This window comes from Comamonas sp. F1-6 (genome assembly GCF_039581415.1).
GTDB classification, from domain to species: domain Bacteria; phylum Pseudomonadota; class Gammaproteobacteria; order Burkholderiales; family Burkholderiaceae_C; genus Comamonas; species Comamonas thiooxydans.
On the sequence record NZ_JBCPWN010000008.1, the window covers coordinates 137,098 to 157,631 of the forward strand.

At 60.6% G+C, this 20,534-nt stretch carries 16 protein-coding genes; 10 read left to right on the forward strand and 6 right to left on the reverse strand.

The features are described 5' to 3' along the window. Window positions 1-28: 28 nt before the first annotated feature. Window positions 29-2,215 carry a TonB-dependent siderophore receptor gene (locus tag AAIL66_RS10860; RefSeq protein WP_343496726.1) on the forward strand — a complete coding sequence of 729 codons (2,187 nt, stop codon included), beginning with the start codon at window positions 29-31 and terminating at the stop codon, window positions 2,213-2,215. 145 nt (window positions 2,216-2,360) lie between these two features. Here AAIL66_RS10860 and AAIL66_RS10865 read toward each other — a convergent pair whose 3' ends face one another. After that, the gene (locus AAIL66_RS10865; protein WP_343496727.1) at window positions 2,361-3,332 is read right to left on the reverse strand and encodes an AraC family transcriptional regulator; all 972 of its coding nucleotides are present in this window, start codon (window positions 3,330-3,332) and stop codon (window positions 2,361-2,363) included. Window positions 3,333-3,475: 143 nt separating this feature from the next. Between AAIL66_RS10865 and AAIL66_RS10870 the strand changes: the two genes are divergently transcribed. Continuing rightward, entirely contained in the window at window positions 3,476-4,648 is a 1,173-nt protein-coding gene (locus AAIL66_RS10870; protein WP_343496728.1) for an FAD-dependent monooxygenase, read from the forward strand. Window positions 4,649-5,129: 481 nt separating this feature from the next. On the opposite strand, the gene AAIL66_RS10875 is transcribed toward AAIL66_RS10870, so the two are convergent. Further along, window positions 5,130-5,654 (reverse strand): MarR family transcriptional regulator, encoded by a 525-nt coding sequence (locus AAIL66_RS10875; protein WP_003061480.1) that lies wholly within the window; start codon window positions 5,652-5,654, stop codon window positions 5,130-5,132. 178 nt (window positions 5,655-5,832) lie between these two features. Between AAIL66_RS10875 and AAIL66_RS10880 the strand changes: the two genes are divergently transcribed. From AAIL66_RS10880 to AAIL66_RS10915, 8 genes are all read left to right on the forward strand, one after another. Beyond that, window positions 5,833-6,816 carry a tripartite tricarboxylate transporter substrate binding protein gene (locus tag AAIL66_RS10880; protein WP_343496729.1) on the forward strand — a complete coding sequence of 328 codons (984 nt, stop codon included), beginning with the start codon at window positions 5,833-5,835 and terminating at the stop codon, window positions 6,814-6,816. Window positions 6,817-6,932: 116 nt separating this feature from the next. Next, complete coding sequence (locus AAIL66_RS10885) at window positions 6,933-9,239, forward strand: xanthine dehydrogenase family protein molybdopterin-binding subunit (RefSeq protein WP_343496730.1); 2,307 nt, start codon at window positions 6,933-6,935, stop codon at window positions 9,237-9,239. Then, window positions 9,232-10,113: a xanthine dehydrogenase family protein subunit M gene (locus tag AAIL66_RS10890; protein WP_343496731.1), complete on the forward strand. Its 882-nt coding sequence runs from the start codon at window positions 9,232-9,234 to the stop codon at window positions 10,111-10,113. Before AAIL66_RS10885 ends, AAIL66_RS10890 begins: the two co-directional genes overlap by 8 nt. Then, window positions 10,110-10,589 carry a (2Fe-2S)-binding protein gene (locus AAIL66_RS10895; protein WP_034356661.1) on the forward strand — a complete coding sequence of 160 codons (480 nt, stop codon included), beginning with the start codon at window positions 10,110-10,112 and terminating at the stop codon, window positions 10,587-10,589. Before AAIL66_RS10890 ends, AAIL66_RS10895 begins: the two co-directional genes overlap by 4 nt. Further along, window positions 10,579-11,382, forward strand: a complete 804-nt coding sequence (locus AAIL66_RS10900) for an SRPBCC family protein (RefSeq protein ID WP_343496732.1) — start codon at window positions 10,579-10,581, stop codon at window positions 11,380-11,382. Before AAIL66_RS10895 ends, AAIL66_RS10900 begins: the two co-directional genes overlap by 11 nt. A gap of 107 nt (window positions 11,383-11,489) precedes the next feature. Continuing rightward, window positions 11,490-12,584 (forward strand): porin, encoded by a 1,095-nt coding sequence (locus AAIL66_RS10905; RefSeq protein WP_343496733.1) that lies wholly within the window; start codon window positions 11,490-11,492, stop codon window positions 12,582-12,584. Window positions 12,585-12,862: 278 nt separating this feature from the next. Beyond that, window positions 12,863-13,207: a DUF4148 domain-containing protein gene (locus AAIL66_RS10910; RefSeq protein WP_343496734.1), complete on the forward strand. Its 345-nt coding sequence runs from the start codon at window positions 12,863-12,865 to the stop codon at window positions 13,205-13,207. Window positions 13,208-13,817: 610 nt separating this feature from the next. Then, the gene (locus AAIL66_RS10915) at window positions 13,818-14,954 is read left to right on the forward strand and encodes an iron-containing alcohol dehydrogenase (RefSeq protein ID WP_012837752.1); all 1,137 of its coding nucleotides are present in this window, start codon (window positions 13,818-13,820) and stop codon (window positions 14,952-14,954) included. Between the two features lie 17 nt (window positions 14,955-14,971). Here AAIL66_RS10915 and AAIL66_RS10920 read toward each other — a convergent pair whose 3' ends face one another. From AAIL66_RS10920 to AAIL66_RS10935, 4 genes are all read right to left on the reverse strand, one after another. Then, entirely contained in the window at window positions 14,972-17,398 is a 2,427-nt protein-coding gene (locus AAIL66_RS10920) for an AI-2E family transporter (RefSeq protein WP_012837751.1), read from the reverse strand. Between the two features lie 300 nt (window positions 17,399-17,698). After that, window positions 17,699-18,718, reverse strand: coding sequence for a patatin-like phospholipase family protein (locus AAIL66_RS10925; RefSeq protein ID WP_343496735.1), 1,020 nt, complete (start codon window positions 18,716-18,718; stop codon window positions 17,699-17,701). A 133-nt stretch (window positions 18,719-18,851) separates the two neighbouring features. Then, complete coding sequence (locus tag AAIL66_RS10930; RefSeq protein ID WP_233425195.1) at window positions 18,852-19,448, reverse strand: ATP-binding protein; 597 nt, start codon at window positions 19,446-19,448, stop codon at window positions 18,852-18,854. A gap of 273 nt (window positions 19,449-19,721) precedes the next feature. Beyond that, complete coding sequence (locus AAIL66_RS10935) at window positions 19,722-20,483, reverse strand: response regulator transcription factor (protein WP_034395630.1); 762 nt, start codon at window positions 20,481-20,483, stop codon at window positions 19,722-19,724. Window positions 20,484-20,534: the final 51 nt, after the last annotated feature.

The window sequence follows — 20,534 nt, forward strand, 5'->3', positions numbered from 1 at the left end:
CCGTGACCATCCATTTGACAGCAGCATCATGAACCACCCATTCCCCGGCGTACCCAGCCGACCATCGCTGACCTTGCTCAGCGCCCTGGCCTGCCTGAGCCTGGGCACTCAGGCACAGACCTCACTTCCCGCACCCAGCGCAGACGGCAGTGCCGAAGTCATGCTGGCCCCTGTTACCGTGCAAGACAGCCTGGCCGGCGAAACTGCCACAGGTCCGGTCAGCGGCTTTGTCGCCCGGCGTGCGATCTCGGCCACCAAGACAGATACACCCTTGATCGAAACGCCGCAATCGATCAGCGTGGTCACGCGCGACCAGTTCGAGGCCCAGGGCGTGACCACACTGCGCGAAACCACACGCTACACGGCTGGCATCAACTCCAGCTATTTCGACAACCGCGTGGACTCTTTCAAGGCGCGCGGCGGCGATGTCAGTCAGTACCAGGACGGGTTGCTGCGCACTTACGGCACCTACAACAACATCAAGGTCGAGCCCTACACGCTGGAGCGCGTGGAATTCCTGCGCGGCCCCTCCTCCGTGCTTTATGGCCAGGGCAGCGTGGGCGGTGTGCTCAACCTGACCAGCAAACGCCCCCAGGCCGAGCGCATGCGTGAGGTGCAGATACAGCTGGGCAGCCACGGCCGCAAACAGATTGCCAGCGACATGACGGGCGCCATGGACGACGAAGGAAAGTGGCTCTACCGACTGGTGGCCGTTGGCCGCGACAGCAACACCCAGGTCGATCATGTCAAGGACGACCGCGTGGTGATTGCGCCTTCGCTGACCTATCGTCCCAGCACCGATACTTCGCTGACGCTGCAAGCCTTGTACCAAAAGGACAAGAGCGGCTCCATCACCCAGTTCTTTCCCTGGCAGGGCACGCGCCTGCCCAGCCCCTATGGGCAGATTCCGACAAACACCTTTATCAGCGAACCGGGCTGGGACAAGTACGACTCCGAAAACAAGTCCTTTGGCTATCTGTTCAGCCTTCGTCTGAGCCCTCAATGGACACTGCGTCAGAACCTGCGCCGCACCATCAGCGAGGTGGACTACCGCACGCTCTACACCAGCTTTGCAGCCAACGCAGCCACGGGCCGTCCGGCACGTCCGGTGTTTGACGCCAACGGCCGCACCGTACAGCGCGATGCCGTATGGCAGATCAATGGCGGACGCATGCTGCTGGTCGACACGCAGCTCGAAGGCCTGCTGCAAACCGGTGAGGTTCAGCACCAGCTGCTTGCAGGCATGGACTGGCAGCGCAACACCAGCAACCAATCCAACTGGCGCGGGCCAGGCACGGCGCTGGATGTCTACAACCCCGTGTATGGCACGTTCACGCCGCCCTCGGCCTCCCGGCTGGTACGTGCGCCCAACGTGTCACAGCGCCAGCTCGGTTTCTATCTGCAGGACCAGTTGCGTTGGGGCCCCTGGACCGCGACAGTAGGCTTGCGTCACGACAAGGCCAAAACCGAGACCGAAGGTCGCCCGGCAGCGGCTGCCGACGACTCTGCCACAACCAAGCGCCTGGGTGTGACCTACCAGGCCGGTGGCGGCTGGGCTCCGTATGTCAGCTACACCGAGTCCTTCCAGCCACTGGGCGGCGTGGACTTCTACGGCACGCCGTTCAAGCCCCAGCGCGGCAAGCAGTTGGAAGCCGGCGTGAAATGGATTCCCGAGGGCAAAGGCATCTCTGGCTATGCCGCGGTTTACGGCCTGCGTGAACAGAATCGCAAGACCAATGACCCAGGCAACCCGCTCAACAGCCTGCAACTGGGCGAGGTCAAAACCCAGGGCTTTGAAGCCGAGCTGATCGCAAGCCTGGCCAAAAACTGGGACTGGACGCTGGCCTACGCCTATACCGACGCAAAAATCAGCCGCAGCAACGCTGGCGACCAGGGGCAGCGCGTGGCCTCGGTATCGCGCCATATGGCCTCCAGCTGGCTGATGCACCGATTTGCCGCTCAGGGTCGCGGAGGCTGGAGTCTCGGCGCCGGTCTGCGCTATATCGGACCACAGTGGAGCGGCACCTCTGCCATCGACACGCCCTCATCCCTGCTGGCAGACGCGATGGTGGCCTATGACGCCGGCGACTGGCGCCTTGCCCTGCATGCCAACAATATCGGCGACAAGGTGGTGATCACCCAATGCCTGTCGCGCGGCGACTGCTTCTACGGCGAACGCCGCAACTTTCTGCTGACTGCCACCTATCGTTACTGAACGGGCAGGCAATGCGAGCAATGCCCAGCCGCCACTATGGATCCGAGGCGAAGGCGTCAAAGACGCCTGCTCTTCAGTTTGTGAGGTCGGCTGGCAAGGCAGGCTGCGTTTGATTGAAGTGCCGCACGCAAGCGGCTGGAGAACCTCATTTCAGCGCAGCAAATTCGTTTCTGAGCGCCTTGGCGCTGCGCTGATAGGCGCGCGGTGGCAAACCGCACCAGCGCTTGAAGGCGCGGGCAAAAACACGCTCTGACTCGTAGCCGCAATCCTCGGCGATCTGGGCCAGTGGCAAACCCGATTCCAGTTGCTGGGCTGCATGGGCCATACGCTGCTGCTGCAGATAGGCCATGGGCGATTCTCCAACCAGCGCCTTGAATTTTTCGGCAAAGAGCGAGCGCGACATGGCAGCCTCCCTGGCCAGGGCCTGCAAGGTCCAGCCATGGCTGGGGCGGCCGTGGATGGCGGCCATGGCCCTGGCAATCTGCACATCGGCCAGGCCGCGCACCCAGCCTTGACCGCGCTGCTGCTGTGCGGCGAAATGGTTGCTGAGCACGTGGATCAGGACCAACTCACCCAGGCGCGCGGCTGCCAAACGCCAGCCGGCGCGTCGCGCCAGCGAGTCCTCTATCAGAGTCTGCAGCATGTTGCCCAGCATGGCCGGTGGAGCGGCCTGCGCTGCAGGTATGTGCAGCAGCGGCGGCAGCAGAGTCAATATGGAGTGCCTGCAGTAGGCCGATATCCAGAGCAGCACCGAATCAATGCGGGTCCGGGCCCCGCCTCCACCATGCTCGAACGTCAGAGGATTCTCGTCCTTCGGACCCTGGGCAAAGCGTTCGATCATGCGTGCGAACGGAACCGGTGCCAGCGCGAGGTCCGACGCAATTACGTGCGGACTGCCCAGCGGCAACACCACCAGATCGCCAGGCAAAACCAGCAACGGTGACTGGCCTTGTACTTGCAGCCAGTACGGCTGCCCCTGGGCGATGCGGATCATGGTCCCCGGCACTCCCTCGGACGCCAGCGCCCAAGGCTCACCCAATGAAAAGCTGGCCGTCACCGCGCGCTCGGCTCGACAGATGGCCAACACGTCGCTTAAATGGTCGCTGCTTTGTTTCATGGAGGATTCCGGACGATTTGTGTCATTTTATGGATGCTTTGCGCTTCACGTGACAGGCGGCCTTGTCGACACTGGCTGGCACCGTATGCGGGCTGCCTGCGCAGCCCGGAACGTGCAAACCATACCCATATCAAGGAGCAAGCATGTCCAAGACACGATTGAAAATAGGCATTGTGGGAGGCGGCATTGGTGGCCTGGCCGCCGCCAACGCGCTGCACCGCAGCGGACACGAGGTGACGGTGTTCGAGCAGAGCCGGCAATACCTGCGCGTGGGCGCCGACATCAATCTGACGCCCAATGCTGTGCGCGCACTAGACGGACTGGGCGATGCCATTGCGGCTGCCGTACGGGCTTCGGCAGCCCGCCCAACGCACCGTATCAGCCGCACCTGGGACAACGGCGAGGAAACATCGCGCCTGACCATGGGCAATGAGGCCGAGCGTCAATACGGCGCGCCACAACTCACCATCCATCGCGCCGATCTGCTGGCTGCGCTGGCCGATGCCTTTCCCCATGAGCAGGTGAAGTTCGCCAAACGCGTCAACCGGATTGTGCAAACCGATGCCGGTGTTGCCGTGGAATTTTCCGACGGCGCGCGAGTCGATGGACTGGATGCGCTGATAGGCTCGGATGGAATTCATTCGGTGGTGCGCACATCCCTGTTTGGCGCAGAGAGCCCGCACTTTACCGGTGTGGTGGCATTTCGCACCGTGGTGCCCACCGAGCGTGTGCGCCATGTTCCCGATATCGGGGCCTTCACCAAATGGTGGGGACCGACTCCGGACAGCCAGATCGTGACCTTTCCGCTCAATCAGGGCCGCGACACCTTCATCTTCGCCACCACGGCGCAGGAATCCTGGCATGAGGAATCCTGGACCACCGAGGGCAGCGTGACCGAACTGCGCAGCTTTTATGCCGGCTTTCATCCACATGCACGAGCCTTGCTGGATGCGTGTGACAGCGTGCTCAAGACGGCTTTGTATGAACGCGACCCGCTGCCGCACTGGTCGCAGGGACGAGTGTCGCTGCTCGGCGATGCCAGCCATCCCATGATGCCGTTCATGGCCCAGGGCGCCGGCATGGCTATCGAAGATGCCGTGGTGCTGGCCCGCAACCTTGATGCAGTGCAGGATGCCGAAGGCGTTGCGCAAGCCTTGCAGAACTACGAGGCCATGCGCAAGCAGCGCACCAGCCAGATCCAGATAGGCTCGCGAGGCAATAACTGGCTGCGTGCCGGAGGCAATGCCGACTGGGTCTATGGCTATGACGCGTGGCAAGTTGCTTTGACGGCCGAGCCGGTTGCCTGCTCTACCTAAACGACAGTACACCCCGGCAGTGTTGCCGTGCGCAGCGCCTTCGGGGGGTGATGGTGCGGTCTTGAACGGGCATCGTGGCGCTGTCGGCATCTGGCGAAAAGCCACGGTGCATGGCTGGCAGGCGCCCATGCCTTGCTTGGCCCATTGCATGAGCCTGCCTCTGCCCATGAGCAAGAAAACAGGCGTCTGCGGGAGCGCATCTTGCCATGGTGGATCCGGATCTCGCCAAGCGCTGCTGACTTGCGAGACATGTCAGAGGACGGTGACGAGCGGCCTCGGAAGCCAGGCGAGAAAGTATTGGCCTGTGACTTCCGGCCGCTGCTTTGGAAGTTGCGGACCCCGGCCCTCATTCTCAAATGGCGCATCAACCGGCGAAGCACATTTAATGTGCGGATGACCCCGCCTGCAGCATGCGGAAATTCGTGCGTCTATATGTGTTGCAACAGCATTCTGGCGGTTGTCCAACACAGGGACACAGGAACTATTCCAGACCTGCTTCATCCTCGCCGGACAAAGCGCCTGCTTTCTCGCAATGTGCACGCAAGCGCATCAGCGCGTTGTACATGGCATTGCGCTCATCTTCAGGCAATGCCCGAATGGCGGCAGCCTGGCTGGCACGCGCCAAGGGCATGACCTGTGCATGCAGGGCCTCGCCCTGTTCGGTGACCTGACAAAAAATCTTCTTGCGCGGCGTATTGCCTTCACCCTGCAGATCCACCAGGCCTTTGGCTTGCAGCCGCTTGAGAGCGCGGCTCACCAAGGCCTTGTCCGAGGTGGACTGAATGACCAGATCCGAGAAGGCCAACCGCTTCGAGTGAGCAATCAAGGCCAGCAAGCGCCACTCAGAGACCGTCAGATCGTGTTTCTCGGCATAGGGCACGGTAATCGTGCGCCGCAGAGCATTTCCCACCTGGCTCATCAAGGTGGTGATGAAGTCGTCCACCGTCAGTCCGTCGCCTTGCGCATTGAGCTGCGACCAGGGCGTTTCGCATGTTTTTTTGTTCATGCGCCATTGTTCCATCCAAATTAACAAATTCATATGTCAATAGTGAAAACGGCAATTTGATCGATCAACTATAAGCGTATAACTTCGTTTATTGTTTCTTTTGCGATTCAATGTTTCACTTATGAATCATTTGAGATCGCACGCCAGATTTATACCCACGGCCCAAGGAGAGGCGACCATGTCAGTTGATAGACGCCAGTTTTGCTTTACCGCTCTTGCCTGCGGCACGCTGCTTGCGCAGCCGGTGCTTGCCGAAGAAAGTTATCCGAGCAAGCCCATCACGGTGATCGTGTCCTACCCGCCGGGCGGGGATACCGATGCAATCGCCCGCCTCTTTGCCGACAAGCTCAGCCACAGGCTCAAGCAGACCGTGCTGATCGACAACCGCCCGGGTGCCGGCGGGGCGATAGGCAACGGCATGGTGGGGCGTGCACGCTCCGATGGCTACACATTGCTGTTCACTCCCAACCCCTTCACCACCGCCCCCCTGGTCATGAAGCTGTCGGGCGCTGCAGCCTACGACGTACTCAACGGCTACGAAGCCATCATCAACACCGCCACCCAGCCCCTGGTGCTGGTCACGAGCCCCAAGCTCGGTGTCAAAAACCTGCCCGAACTGATTGCCAGGGCCAAGAGTGGCGCCACCGTCTCCTATGCCAGCCCCGGCGCCGGCTCGCCCATGCACATCGCCGGCGAATGGCTGAACAACGCCGCTGGCGTCAAGTTGTCCCATGTTCCATACCGCGGCGTCGGCCCATCGGTAACCGATGTCGTGGCCGGCCATGTCGATACTGCCTGGGTCACTTTCGGGCCTGTGCGCCAGTATCTGGACTCCAGCAAGCTGGTGGCGCTGGCCATCGGCGATACCAGGCGCTCATCGCTGGCACCTGCCGTTCCGACATTGACCGAGCTGGGCTACAAGGATGTGGTGGTCAGCGCCTGGAACGGCTTCTTCGCGCCGAAAAAAACTCCGGCAGCGGTAATCAATCTGCTCAACGAGCACCTCAATGCCATTTTGCGTGAGCCCGAAGTCGTGGAAAAACTGGCTGTCTTCGGCGCCCTGCCTGCGGGCGGGTCGCCCAAGGTGCTCAGCGATCTCAATCAACGCGAGTACATGGTGATGGGCAAAGCCATCAAGGAACTCGGCATCGTGGCCGAGTGACGCCAATGAATCGTTCAGGCGCAATCCTGGGCGATTCCAACAGACCTCTATATGACTGAAGTGGCACAAGCCTCTGGTCCGCAGCGACCCCGGGCCTTCCGCTGCGAGGTACGGATATGACATCTGCTCTTTCATCTCGATCCACGCTGGGCATGGACACTCCACAGGTGACGGCCAAGGCAAAAGTGCTTGGCCGGGCCATCTACGCAGGAGATCTCAAACTTGCCGGCATGCTGCATGGCAAGGTTCTGCGCAGCCCTTACCCGCATGCGCGCATCGCTCGCATAGACACCACCGAGGCGCGCGCGCTGCCTGGCGTCAAGGCGGTTCTGACCGGCGAGGATGCGCCCGCCAATCTTTGGGGGGCGCATCACAAGGAGCGCGCCGTCCTGGCCAAAGGCGTGGTGCGTTATTGCGGCGAAGAGGTGGCAGCCGTGGCCGCTGTTTCCGAAGAGATCGCACGCGACGCGCTGGATCTGATTCGGGTGGAATACGAAGAACTGCCCGCCATTCTGACGCCCGAGGAAGCCATGGACGAGGAAGCCTTCGGCATCCATCCAGGGCGCAACAATGTGGCCCAGCATATCCAGTTCGAGCGCGGTGACGTGGAGGCAGGCTTTGCCGCTGCGGATCTGATTCACGAAGCCACCTACACCACGCATTCTCAATACCCCGGCTATATGGAGCCCATGGCCACGGTGGCCTCGCTGGACCCCGATGGCCGGCTTGTGCTCTATACCTCGACCCAGGCAGTGAATCTGGTGCGCATGCAGGTGGCCATGACCCTGGGTTTGCTCATTTCCCGCGTGCGCGTGATTCAGGCCGCTACCGGAGGTGGCTTCGGCGGCAAGATCGTGGAGGACGACAACCAGTTGCTTGCCGGCCTGCTGGCTCTGCATACCCGACGTCCGGTGCGGCTGGTCAACAACCGCCTGGAGGACTTCCAGGCCGCATGTGCCAGCGTGCCCGAGCGCATCACCCTCAAGCTGGGCATGCTCAAGGACGGCAGCATTGTCGCCAAGCAGGTTCGCATCATTGCCGAATGCGGTGCATATGCAGGCCTTGCCGGTGATGTGATGCACGTCAGTGCCATGCGCAGCGACAACATGCACCGCAATCCCAATGTGCGTTCTGAAGCGACGCTGTACTACACCAACAATCCGCCACGCGGCGCCTTCCGGGGCTTTGGCGGAACCCAGATGCAGTTTGCGCTCAACAGCCATATCCACACCATGGCGGAGAAACTGGGCCTGGACCCGGTGCAGGTGCACAAGCTCAACGCGCTCAAGGCCGGTGATGTCTCGATTCACGGCTGGCATATCGGCAGCACAGGACTGCTGGAGTGCATAGACATGGCAACCGAGGCCATAGGGTGGGCAAGCAAACGCCAACGCGTCAAGGCCAGTGGCATCAAGCGCCGCGGCGTGGGCATGGCAGCGGCCATGCATGTGAGCGGCAATCGCACCATAGGCAACTGGGATGGATCGACGCTGGTCATCAAGATCAATGAGGACGGTCGAGTCTTCCTCATCAGCGGTGAATGCGATATGGGCCAGGGAGCGAGCACCATGCTCAGCCAGATCGTGGCCCATGAACTGGACCTGCCTCTGGCCGATATTCATGTGCTTGCACCCGACACCGATGTCGCACCAGTGGCCGTGGGCACTCTGGCTTCACGCGTCACCATGTCGGGCGGCAACGCGGCCATCATCGCTGCGCGCAAGGCGCGGCAAGAGTTGCTGAGCCTGGCTGCCGAGCGCCTGGGTGCACCGCACGACGCGCTGACGCTGAAAGGCGGTGCCGTCTATGTGAGCGCGGAGCCTGAACGCCGCAGCACCGTGGCCGAGCTGGCGCGCCAGCATATCTGGCGCCATGGCGGCGGTGGCATCCAGGTCACGGGGACCTGGGACCCCAAGACCGTCATGCATGACGACAAGCTCTACGGCAATATCGCCGCTGCCTACTCCTACGCCGCCCAGGCCGTTGAAGTCGAAGTGGATATCGAAACCGGCCAGGTCAGCGTCATCGACAGCTATGTCGCCGACGACTGCGGCAAGGCGCTCAACCCCACTGCGATTCACGGCCAGACCAATGGCGCCACCGTTCAGGCCATAGGCTGGACGCTGTATGAGCAGTTGCACTACGAGGGCGGGCGCCTGGCGAACGGCAATTTCGCGGACTACAACATGGCCACCGCCGATGCGGTTCCCATGCTGCGCGGCGGCCTTGTGGAATCCAACGATCCCAACGGCCCCTATGGCGCCAAGGGTGCCAGCGAAACAGCCATCCTGCCCGGCGCGCCAGCCATAGCCAACGCCGTCTATGACGCGATTGGCGTGCGCATCACCGATCTGCCCATCACCCCGGAAAAAGTGCTGGCTGCATTGCGCGACAAGCAGCAGCAAGGAGCAAGCCATGCGTGAATTTGATTTTGCGGAGCCCCGCTCGGTTGCGGAGGCCAGCCAGATGCTTGCCGAGTACGGTGACGATGCACGCATCATCGCGGGCGGGTCTGCGCTGATGCTGGCCATGCGCCAACGCATGCTTGCGCCCATGCACCTGATCTCGGTGGCGAGGCTGCCCCGGCTGCATGGCATCGATTTCGATCCGTACCAAGGTCTGCGTATCGGGGCCATGAGCCGCCATATTGATGTGGCTCGCTCCGAGCTCGTGAAAGCGCATGCCCCGGTGCTGGCCCGGATGGCCGCCCAGGTGGCCAATCCACAGGTGCGCAACCAGGGCACGATTGGCGGCAATCTCTGTTATGCCGACCCATCCACGGACCCGCCCGGTTGTCTGATGGCCCTCGACGCCTCGGTCGTGCTGGGCAGCACACGCGGAGAACGCGTGTTGTCGATGGAAGAGTTCCTGGTCGACTACTACACCACGGCCATGGAGAGCGATGAGCTGCTGCTGGAAATCCGGGTGCCGCTGCAGGCCCCCGGCACCCAAGGGGAATACACGCGCTTTCTGCGCACGGCAGCAGAGCACCGCCCCCTGGTCAGCGTGGCCCTGGTCGTGCAAAGAGAGGGGCAGATATGTCACCAGGCACGTCTGGCTATTGGGGCATCCACTCCCATTCCCACCAGGCTGCGCCGTGCCGAAGACTGCTTGCGCGGCAAGACCGTGAATGCGCAGCTCGCTTCAGAGGTCGCAAGCATCGTGGCCGAGGACATCCAGCCGGTCTCCGACCTGCGCGGCAGCAGCGAGTTTCGCCGCGCCATGGTGCGCACGGTGACCCGCCGCACGGTGGCCACGCTGTTCGGAATCGATATCAATGAAGGAGTTGCCGCATGAGCACGCATCGCATCGAATGCCAGGTCAACGGCGAATCGCACAGCGCCGAAGTCGCATCACGGCGACTGCTATCGGATTTCCTGCGGGACGACCTGCACCTGACCGGCACCAAGCGGGGTTGCGAGACCGGCACCTGCGGCGCCTGCTCGGTGCTGCTGGACGGTGAAGTCATCAAATCCTGTCTGATGCTGGCCGTACAGGTTCAGGGGCGCAGCATCACCACCATCGAAGGGCTGGCCGCCAACGAGCAGCTGCACCCCCTGCAGAAGAACTTCATGCAGTGCGGCGGCCTGCAATGCGGCTACTGCACGCCGGGTTTCATCATGGCCTCCTGCGACCTGCTCAAGAACACGCCCCAGCCCAACTGCGAGGAAGTGCGCCACGGCCTCAACGGCAATCTCTGCCGTTGCACCGGCTACACCCAAATCGTCGAATCCGTGCTGCATGCAGCACAGGAGATGCATCATGGAAATTGAAAAAACCCTGACCGTTTCAGCCCCTCCCCAGCAGGTCTGGGATCTGCTCCTCAATCCCCAGATCATGGCCGGAGCCGTGCCCGGAATGAAGTCCATCGATGTCATCAGCCCCACGGAATACGTGGCGGAGATGCACCAGAAGATTTCCTTCATCAGCGCCAAGTTCAAGCTCAAGACCAAGATCGTCGAGCAGAAGGCTCCGGAATACATGCGCGTGGAAGGCACCGGCGAGGATGCCTCGGTGGCCAGTTCGCTCAAGCAGACCAGCGAAGTATTCCTGACGCCTGCTGCCAACGGCGGCACCGATTTACGGATCAAGGTCAATGTCGACGTGCTGGGCCGCCTGGGCGCCTTCGGCCTGTCGGTCATGAAAACCAAGGCCGACCGTCTCTGGGAAGAGTTTGGCAGCAATCTGGCTGCTCGCATCGAGGCTGGTGGCTTGATCGTTGATGCAGCACCACATTCCTCTGCCAGCCCCTCGACAGCGCCCACCATGCCTTCATTGGCCAAGCAAGCTGTCGCGAGCCCTGAGATCAAGCCTGTCGCCGCATCGACCGTCTCCTCTAGCGCAGTACCGCAGGGACAGATGGAGGCAGCCATCACAGCCTCGACACAGGACACATACAGCGAAGCCGGCTGGTGGGCCCGCATCTTCGGAGGTGCCCGCAATGCACGCCGCGCCGGCCAGGTCATACGCGTAGAAGTGCGTCAGATGGACAAGACGATCTGTGTCGAGTGGCCTGCCACAGCTGCATCCGAATGCCGGGAATGGCTCCGGTCTCTGCACAAGTAAGCACTGTTTTTGCTCCGACCAGCAAGGAGGCTCACGACTCAACAGCTCAATCACATCAAGCCACGCATGCAAAAAATACTGAACGACATTAAAAATTGGAGACATTCATGCTGAAGAAGGTAGCGAGCGCCATTGCGCTTCTGGGGGTGGGAGGATTGGCACATGCACAATCGTCCGTACAGATTTACGGCATCATGGACACGGCCGTCGAAACCATGAACAACGTGGGCGCAACCAAGTCCAGCCTCACACGCATGCCCAATCTGACGGGCAGCGTTCCATCGCGCCTGGGCTTTCGCGGCCGCGAGGATCTGGGAGGCGGATTGAGCGCATCCTTCACGCTGGAGATGGGTATCGGCCCCGACAGCGGAGCTCTCAACCAGGGCGGTCGTGGTTTCGGCCGCCAGTCCTTCGTCAGCCTCAACGGCCCCTGGGGATCGTTGGGGCTGGGCCGTCAATACACCATGCTGTTCTGGTCCGTACTCGACGCTGACGTGATCGGTCCGAGCCTGCACAGCATGGCCAGTCTGGACAACTACTTTCCCAATGCACGTGCCGACAATGCGATCTCCTACAAGGGCACGTTCTCGGGCCTGACGGTCGGCGCAACCTATAGCTTCGGCCGCGATGCCGTCAATGCGGGCCCCAGTCCCGGCGGTACCAACTGCGCGGGAGAAAGCAGCACCGACTCCAAGACCTGCCGCGAGTGGTCGGCCATGCTCAAGTACGACACCACGACATGGGGAGCGGCGCTGGCGCATGACGAGCTGCGCGGCGGCCCCGGTGCTTTCGCGGGGCTGACCAGCAGCGACAAAGTCGACAAGCGCACCATGCTCAACGGCTATGTGAAGCTTGGTGGCGCCAAGATTGGTGGTGGCTATATGCGTCGCAAGAATGACGGCTATATCGCATCGCCGCGCAACGACCTGTGGTTTGTGGGCGTGACCTACCCCATTGGGCAATGGAGCGTGGACGCCCAGTACAACCAGCTCAAGTACAAGGACAACGCGGACAAGGGTCAGCTGCTGGTACTGCGCGGTACCTACAACCTGTCCAAGCGCACTGCGGCCTATGCCTCGCTGGGCTATATGAAGAACAGCGGCAATGCGGCCTTTGGAGCAAGCATCGCTCAAGCTGGTGGAACGCCAATGCCTGGCGTCAACCAGACTGGCTTTGGCATGGGCTTGCGCCATACGCTCTAAAGCCGGTGCCAATACAGCGGGTGCGGGTAGCCTGGTGGCCTGCACCCGCTTTTCAGAAGAAGTGACAGTCCCCCAGGCGGGGCTCGTTCAACAACATAGACCGGACATGTCTACCAGCCCAAAGGCAGTCCAGGTCGGCATGAGAAGAAGCTGACAACAATGTCACCGCGCTGTCCCGCTTCTGTTGGGGTCGGATTTCTAAGATCCACACATCTCCTCCTTACCTTTATCAAGGCCTGGGAGATTGTGTTTCACCGACTTTCTTAGGAGCTCCCACCATGTCTCAACGTCGTCTCTCCATCGCGTCCGTATTTGCAAGCGCAGCAGCAGTAGCTGTACTAGCCATGCCGGGGATAGCTTCGGCAGCCTATGAACACCCAGCCAATAACGAGCAAGGCGTGACTGTTCACCCCGAACATTTCGTGAGCCAGAAGACGCGTGATCAAGTCAGGGCCGAAACTGCAGATGCGATGAAGAACGGTCGTCTGTCGTATGGAGAAAGCAACTTCCCCAACTTTGCACCCCCTGCAGGTCCCGGTAAAACACGCGAAGAAGTGATTAACGAATTGCTGCGCGAATCTCCAGCAGCTCGGGAAGCTCGTTTGCAGTCCATCGCTCGCTGAGACCTATAGAGGCCTTGTTAGGGCGCCGGTCTTCCTTGACCAGCATTGCGCGATGCGATGACCGGCATGCTTGATCTGGCCACCGGCAGCAACTGCCCCATGCTGCCGGCCGAGTGGCGATGATCAATGCTTGGATTGCCGGCATCACCCAATCCAAGCCTTTATCCGCCTCCTTCAATTGATCATCGCCGCCCCCTGAGCCGTTCTTGAAGACCAACCAACGGGGGCGGGCGAGCAGCAGACAGTGCCCGTCAATTGGCAAAGCGCAGTTCACATGTAGCTTCATCGCTCACAGAGAGCTTACGTGCGCAACCTTTGGCAAAGGTGCGCAGGCTGGAATTAGGGCTGCAGCCATCGCCACAGTTCTTTGTTAACGGATTGTCTTGCCATGAAGTTATGAAACATCAGTGCTTCAGGTTGGCATCGAAGGGGATGGCGTGATCGACTCTGCCCAGTCCCCTGTCCCCTGTCCCCTGTCCCCTGTCCCCTGTCCCCTGTCCCCTGGGAGACGATTTTTTCCAATCCCTAGGGTTTGCTGTCTTTGCGTGGCCGCATTCAGCTTCTAGGCTTCTAGATTGCCAAGACTCCCTTTTTACTGAGCAAACAGAACATGGCCTTCATCAATTACGTGACTCAGATCCAGTTTGACTTTGGCGCCGTTCAAATGCTGCGCCAGGAATGCGAGCGTGTCGGTATCAGCAAGCCACTGATCGTGACCGACCCAGGCGTCAAGGCGGCAGGAATCTTGCAAAAAGCCATAAATGCACTGGGTGGCCTGCCCCATGCAGTATTTGACCAGACTCCTTCCAACCCCACCGAAGCGGCGGTGCGCGCTGCAGCTGAAATCTACAGATCCCAGAACTGCGATGGATTGATCGCTGTGGGCGGAGGCAGTGCCATTGACTGCGCCAAAGGCGTGGCAATTGCAGCTACGCATGAAGGCCCGCTCTCGTACTACGCGACGATTGAGGGCGGCTCGCCTCGTATTACGGAGCGAGTTGCTCCGCTGATTGCCGTACCCACCACCAGCGGCACAGGCAGCGAGGTGGCGCGTGGAGCCATCATCATCGTGGACGACCATCGCAAACTGGGTTTTCACAGCTGGCATCTGGTGCCCAAGGCTGCCATCTGCGACCCTGAGCTCACCTTCGGCCTCCCCCCCATGCTGACGGCAGCAACCGGCATGGATGCCATAGCCCATTGCATGGAAACCTTTATGGCCTCGGCCTTCAATCCACCGGCTGACGGCATTGGCCTGGACGGGCTGACCCGGGGCTGGGCGCATATCGAGCGGGCCATGCTCAATGGCAACGACGCGGAAGCCCGCCGCCAATTGATGAGTGCAAGCATGCAAGGGGCCATGGCTTTTCAGAAAGGGCTGGGCTGCGTGCATAGCCTCAGTCACAGCCTGGGCGGCATCAACCCGCGCCTGCACCACGGCACGCTCAACGCCATGTTCCTGCCCGCAGTCGTGCGCTTCAATGCCGAAGCCGAAAGCGTTCAGCGCGAGGACCGCCTCAATCGCATGGCACATGCCATGGGTCTCAGCAGCGGAAGCGATATCCCCGACGCTATTCGAGATATGAATGCCCGCCTGAACCTGCCATCGGGTCTGGCGGCCATGGGCGTGGAGCGCGCGCAGTTTGATGCAATCATCAGCGGTGCACTCAAGGACCACTGCCACGCCACCAATCCACGGCTGGCATCCGCACAGGACTATGAGCAGATGCTCAGCACCTCGCTCTAACAGACTGCACACAGTGCTCAAGCCTCAACGACAGGGCCCGGCTTGAGCGCTTCGCGCACATCGTCCATCAATTGCCTCGCCATGCTGCTGAGCACCTCGAGCTCATCGTCGGACATGTTTCGAGGCTCGTCATCAAGTATGGAAAGGCAGCCCAGCACATTGCCTTTTTTGTCCACCAGAGGCACACCCGCGTAAAAGCGCAGCTTAAGGCTATGCACCACCGAGTCGCTTGCAAATCGGGGGTCTCGCGCCAAGTCTCCGACCACAATGGCCTCTTCTTCATACACGACATACGAGCACACCGAGCCATCACGAGGGACGCCTTGTTGAGCGCCCTCTTGCGCGGACAGCGGAAGCAGACTGCCCGGCGCAAAGACACGTTCAGCATCCACCCAGGAAACTTGAGCCCACTTGGTGTTGAAAGCGTTGACGGCCTTCTTGGCCGTATCGCGATATAGCGCTGTCAATGCCGGTGCCAGCACCCCGCTTTCATGCAGCATTTTGACGCGCTGCTCATCGTCATCGGGAATCGGGGCAGCAATCACACACTCGCCGGGATCTCCAACCTGCATGGCCTCTACCCACAGATGCAACTCACGCAGACTGGTAACGCAGGCCTGCGCTCCTGTCTGTCGAGCAAACTCGGGGTCAGCTGCCACGGCTGGAGCATTCCACAGGCACAGCACCACTCGTGCGCCCGGCCAATGGCGGCGAATGCGCCGCACAATGCGTCTCGCCATGCTTTGTGGCTGGTGATTGAAAATCGACAACACCAATAGATCCGATTGCTTTACGGCCTGAACCCACTCGCGATCCGCCAACAAGCCATTGGCGTCAAACTGCAAGGACTTCGAGTCCGGGGCAAGTGCCCATCCGGAGCAGCTAACCTCATGACCATGCAAACTCTCTGCATGGGCCACCATGGCTGCGCCCAGGGCATCCACCTCCCAGCGCACACCCGCGCAATGAATGCGCAGGCATCGACGCTGATCACCTTCACCGGGAGCCGCCTGGGCATGCTCGCCACTGCTTCTGAATGCATATTGGTCCTGCAACTCATCAAGCAAGGCTGCCATGCCATTGGACAGCCGCAAGCGATGTTCGGCCGTTGCCGACTCCAGATGCTGCTGGGTTGCAATACGCAGAGCAGGAATGGCAACCTCATCATAAAACCCGCTGACGGCACTGGCTCTGTCATCCTGGCTGGACTTCGAGAGCAGACGCTCCTCCACGGACTGTACGGCCATGCTGATGGCATCATCAGCGTCATCGGCCAGCAGACGCTGGTACAGCCGTTGCTGCGGCCCGAGAACAGGCTCGCTGCCCAGCAATACCTCCATGAATTTGAGCGAGGGGATGTAGCGCCCCAGCACCAACAGGCACACCGTCAAAGGTGTGGAAAGAATCAGGCCGATCGGCCCCCAAAGCGCTGTCCAGAAGGTTGCGGCAACAATGATTGACAAGGTCGACAAACCTGTACTTGAGCCATATAGCCACGGCTCGATCACATTGTTGCTGATCAGCTCCAGCAGCAGAATCAGGCCCAGAGTCATCAAAAACATATCCCAGCTGGGATCGACCGCAAAGGCCAGCGCCAGCGGAAATACCGCAGACATCATCGGGCCCACATAAGGCACAAATCGCATGATGGCGCCCAGCACCCCCCAGAGAATTGCCCCTGGCACACCAATGAGCAACAATCCCATGGCGAGTGGCACGCCATAGCTGACATTGACGATGAACTGCATGCGCAGATATTTGCCAATGCGCTGCGAGGCCTCATCCAGCGCATCGGTGGCCACATTGAGGTTGCCCCCCACCAGCCTAAGCAACCGATCCCTCAGCTCGTCCCTGTCAAGCAGAATCAATATGACAAACAGCAACACGATGCCTGCGGTCGTCACCGGCTCGGCAATACGCCCCAGCCACTGCAGCATCCGTGTAGTGGGCTTGGATTCGGGAGGCTGAACCTCCACTTTCTGCACCCGCGCCCTGGCGTTGTCCACGCTGGCAATCTCTTTCTCAACGGTGTTGTAGGTCTTGAAAACGCCATCCCAAGCGCTGGGCATGTTTGCGCTCTTGCGCAGGCTGCGCAATTTGTCGCGAATCGTCGATTGATAGGTCGGCAGATCGGCACTGAGTTGCTGCACCTGACTGCCCAGATACATGCCCAAGCCGCCGAGTGCTGCCAGAGAAAAAGCCACGACCACAATGGCCGAAGCCATTCGCGGCAGCCCCCAGCGCTTGAGCTTGCTGACAGCAGGGTCGAGCAAGAAGCCGAACAGCATTGCCAGGGCCAGAGGAATCAGCATGTCCCGCCCGAAATAGAGGGCAAGAATCACGATGGAAGCAATCATCAGCCCGATGAGCAAACGCAGGGCCGGCAGCATTTCCGCCAGATGCACAAGCCCCGGAGCCACGTTGGCCCTGGCTCGTCTGTCCATGCCCTCCCACAAACCGGGAGCTGGCTGCCGGCCCTCTCCGGCCGAACCCGCCTCTCGCGAGAAAGTCTCGATTTCGACCGGTGCCCCCGCATACGGCTTGGTTGGCGCAACCGCGCCAAAGTTGACCTCGGGGATTGCAGACGACTCATCGGACGGGGAATTCTCGTTTCGGTTCTCTGACATTGGCATCCTTGATGGACTGTTGTCTATGATTTTCTGAGACAAAGTGCGCTCATCCAGAATTCCAACTGGCTCTGCCCCCCTCTGCTGTCAGGCTTTGTCGTAATTTGCAAAAAAGCGCTATAGAGCCTCGACTCGACCCGGATCAGGTGCATGCAGCCACTGCGCAAACTCATCGGCCAGTTGCTGACTGGCCGCCGCCGCAGTATTCCAGGCCTTGGCGCGCGCATCATGGTCTGTGCCATAGCTCAGAAAATCGTGCCGATCCGGCAACTTGGCGTTTGGCAGGCAAGCCACCCAGGCGGGATCAGGGGCCAGCACAATCATCGAGTCCAGATACGAACTCGGTCCATGACGCCATTTCAGCCCCTTGTCCAACCATCCAGGAATCACCGCCTTCTGAAAATGAGGATATAGCACCACCCCATCGCCGTTACGAGAGGCCAGATAATCCAGATGCATGTGATAGTCGGTAATGCCGCCATCCCAGTAGGCACCCTTAGGAGCATCTGAAATGTCTTGCACGGCATCCAGCACGAAAGGGATGGAGCAACTGGCTCGCAAGGCATCCATGAAATTACTCTCCGTCAGCCGGGTCTGTGCAGACCGAATGTCCGCAACACCAAAGGGAAGAGCATGCGCAGCATCGCTTGCAGAAGAGGAAAAGATCACCCGCTCCAGCAAGCAGCCCAATGCCGACCGATGCAATGCATTGCCTGCAAACGCGGCCGCATAGCCCAATGGAGTGCGCCAGGGCGATGCACGTGACAGCAGGCCACGCCCGCGGGCGGCGATCACATGCAGCCTATAACGCGGATTCGCCAGAACCTCACTCACACGCCCCCCGTAAAAATCCTGCAGCGACTGCGCAAACCGCTCACTGACCAGCGACGACGGCGTGCGCCTCTGCCCTTCGGGGGGATCGAAGCGCTGTGCAATATAGTCACGCTCCAGTCGCTCAAAGGCTTCCACTGGTGCGTCCAGGCAAGCTGTCGCCATGCGCCAGGCACCGATGGAGGCACCAATCAGATCCACCGGCTGCGCGCTGGCCTGCAACCACTGTCCAAAGATGAAGCGATCCAGAGGTCCGAGAATCAAGCCCTTGGGACCGCCTGCAGCCGCCGGTATGACTCTGACCATATCCGGCTGCAAGCCCCGCCGCTCTATAGATTGCCGCGCCTTGAGACCGGCATAGATTCGCAATGCTCTTGTGGATGACGTCATGTGGGCATTGTGCTTGCAAGCCCCGTTGCTCGCGATCAGCTCGGCGACTTCACCAGTTGAGCGTGACCGAGGTACCGCCACCGGGTCGAGCGGAGATGCTCAGTTTCGCCCCCATGACAAGCGCTCTGCGGCGCATATTGACCCACCCCATGCCAGCAGATGTTAAGCCCGGGATTTGCCTGCCATCAGCCGGTCTGACGGGCCCCGCATCCTCAATGCTCAGGCGAGCATGCACAAAGGAGGCATCTGAAACATTTGAAGCACTTTTCCACTGTTCGTCGGCAGCCAGCGTGATCCAGAGTTCAGGCGCGTCAGTGTGCTGCAGCACATTGCTCACGGCCTCCTTCACCACTGCCATGATTTCCTCGGCCATGGCGCCGCATGGCAGACTGCCGGCATCGCCAGACATCTCCGGGTCCCAAACATCCCAGTGCAGATTCATGCCTCGATGATCCAGCACAGGTTGCAGCCTGTGCCTGAAACGTGCAAGAAGGACACCCAAGGGTTCGTTTCGGCTATCCATGGAATCAACAATCAGCCTTAGATCGAGCAGGCATTGTTCTGCGTTGCTGCGAATCGCCGGGTCCGTGCCGAGCCCTGTCAGGCTGATCAGCTGCACCAGTTGGCTGCCGACATCGTCATGCAATGCCTCCGCTATGCGCCTGCGCTCCAGCTGTACCTCTCTCGATGGACGTGCGCTTTTACGTCTGCGCCACAGCACGCTGCGATATGCCAGAGGCAACAGCCAGACGACAGCCGCCATGCTGCCCGCCGCGCCTAGCGCAGCAGTCCACCAGGGAGCTGAATTGAACACCGCTCCAGGCTGCAAAAGCCAGGGCAGCCACAGCAGCAGCTGAACACTCCACAGAAGCAGCTGCCAGACGTAGGACATGGTGAATGCGTTCGCAGATACTGGCGCCTAGAACCAGCCACGCAGGTAGGCGAAACGCACGGCTTGTGCTCGGGTGCGCACCTGGAGCTTGCGATAGATGTTCTTGATGTGCGTGTTGACCGTCATGGTGCTGATCTCCAACTGCACGCCGATCTCTGCACTGGTATTGCCACTGGCAACCATGCGCAAGACCTCGCATTCGCGGCTGGAGAGCCTGTCGGACATACCGGCCCCCGGCACGGCCCCGGTGGCCGGCCGCTTGTCATACCGCTGCAACAGCCGCCTGGCGAGACTGGGAGTGATGGATGCACCGCCATTGACGACCTGCAACACCGCTTGAGGATAGTTGCCAAACCAGGAGTTCTTGACCAGATAGCCGGTTGCTCCCAGCTCGAAGGCGTGCAACACCTGCTCCTCCGTCTCCACCACCGAAACCACAATGACCTCGGCCTGCGGGCGTTGGCTTTTCATCACCTCGATCAACTCAAGACCATCGTCAGCCCCCAGCTTCAGGTCCAGCAACATGACATCAAACTCATGTTGACGAATGGCTTTTCTTGCATCCTTGAGGTTGTCCGCCTGAGCAACCACCATGGTGCGTCGATCATTCATGATTTCCTGTGCGATCACCATGCGTAGATGCGCATCATCGTCCACCAACAGCACTCTGACGGGCTTGTCGGGCTGCCCCACCATATGATCGGGCCACATGGAAGGACTACCGAGCTCCACAGCCATGGGTCGGAGCATCAAGGCATCACCAGAGTTGTTTGCACCGTTCGGGTCCATTTCTCTCTCCTGGCCAGAGTTGCCTGCCGGGGACTCAGGATGGTGCTCAAG

Bases quoted from the DNA above. Each gene is read 5' to 3' on its own strand.
- AAIL66_RS10860 (WP_343496726.1), top strand. From the start codon at position 29: ATGAACCACCCATTCCCCGGCGTACCCAGCCGACCATCGCTGACCTTG.
- AAIL66_RS10865 (WP_343496727.1), bottom strand. From the start codon at position 3,332: ATGAAACAAAGCAGCGACCATTTAAGCGACGTGTTGGCCATCTGTCGA.
- AAIL66_RS10870 (WP_343496728.1), top strand. From the start codon at position 3,476: ATGTCCAAGACACGATTGAAAATAGGCATTGTGGGAGGCGGCATTGGT.
- AAIL66_RS10875 (WP_003061480.1), bottom strand. From the start codon at position 5,654: ATGAACAAAAAAACATGCGAAACGCCCTGGTCGCAGCTCAATGCGCAA.
- AAIL66_RS10880 (WP_343496729.1), top strand. From the start codon at position 5,833: ATGTCAGTTGATAGACGCCAGTTTTGCTTTACCGCTCTTGCCTGCGGC.
- AAIL66_RS10885 (WP_343496730.1), top strand. From the start codon at position 6,933: ATGACATCTGCTCTTTCATCTCGATCCACGCTGGGCATGGACACTCCA.
- AAIL66_RS10890 (WP_343496731.1), top strand. From the start codon at position 9,232: ATGCGTGAATTTGATTTTGCGGAGCCCCGCTCGGTTGCGGAGGCCAGC.
- AAIL66_RS10895 (WP_034356661.1), top strand. From the start codon at position 10,110: ATGAGCACGCATCGCATCGAATGCCAGGTCAACGGCGAATCGCACAGC.
- AAIL66_RS10900 (WP_343496732.1), top strand. From the start codon at position 10,579: ATGGAAATTGAAAAAACCCTGACCGTTTCAGCCCCTCCCCAGCAGGTC.
- AAIL66_RS10905 (WP_343496733.1), top strand. From the start codon at position 11,490: ATGCTGAAGAAGGTAGCGAGCGCCATTGCGCTTCTGGGGGTGGGAGGA.
- AAIL66_RS10910 (WP_343496734.1), top strand. From the start codon at position 12,863: ATGTCTCAACGTCGTCTCTCCATCGCGTCCGTATTTGCAAGCGCAGCA.
- AAIL66_RS10915 (WP_012837752.1), top strand. From the start codon at position 13,818: ATGGCCTTCATCAATTACGTGACTCAGATCCAGTTTGACTTTGGCGCC.
- AAIL66_RS10920 (WP_012837751.1), bottom strand. From the start codon at position 17,398: ATGGACAGACGAGCCAGGGCCAACGTGGCTCCGGGGCTTGTGCATCTG.
- AAIL66_RS10925 (WP_343496735.1), bottom strand. From the start codon at position 18,718: ATGGTCAGAGTCATACCGGCGGCTGCAGGCGGTCCCAAGGGCTTGATT.
- AAIL66_RS10935 (WP_034395630.1), bottom strand. From the start codon at position 20,483: ATGGACCCGAACGGTGCAAACAACTCTGGTGATGCCTTGATGCTCCGA.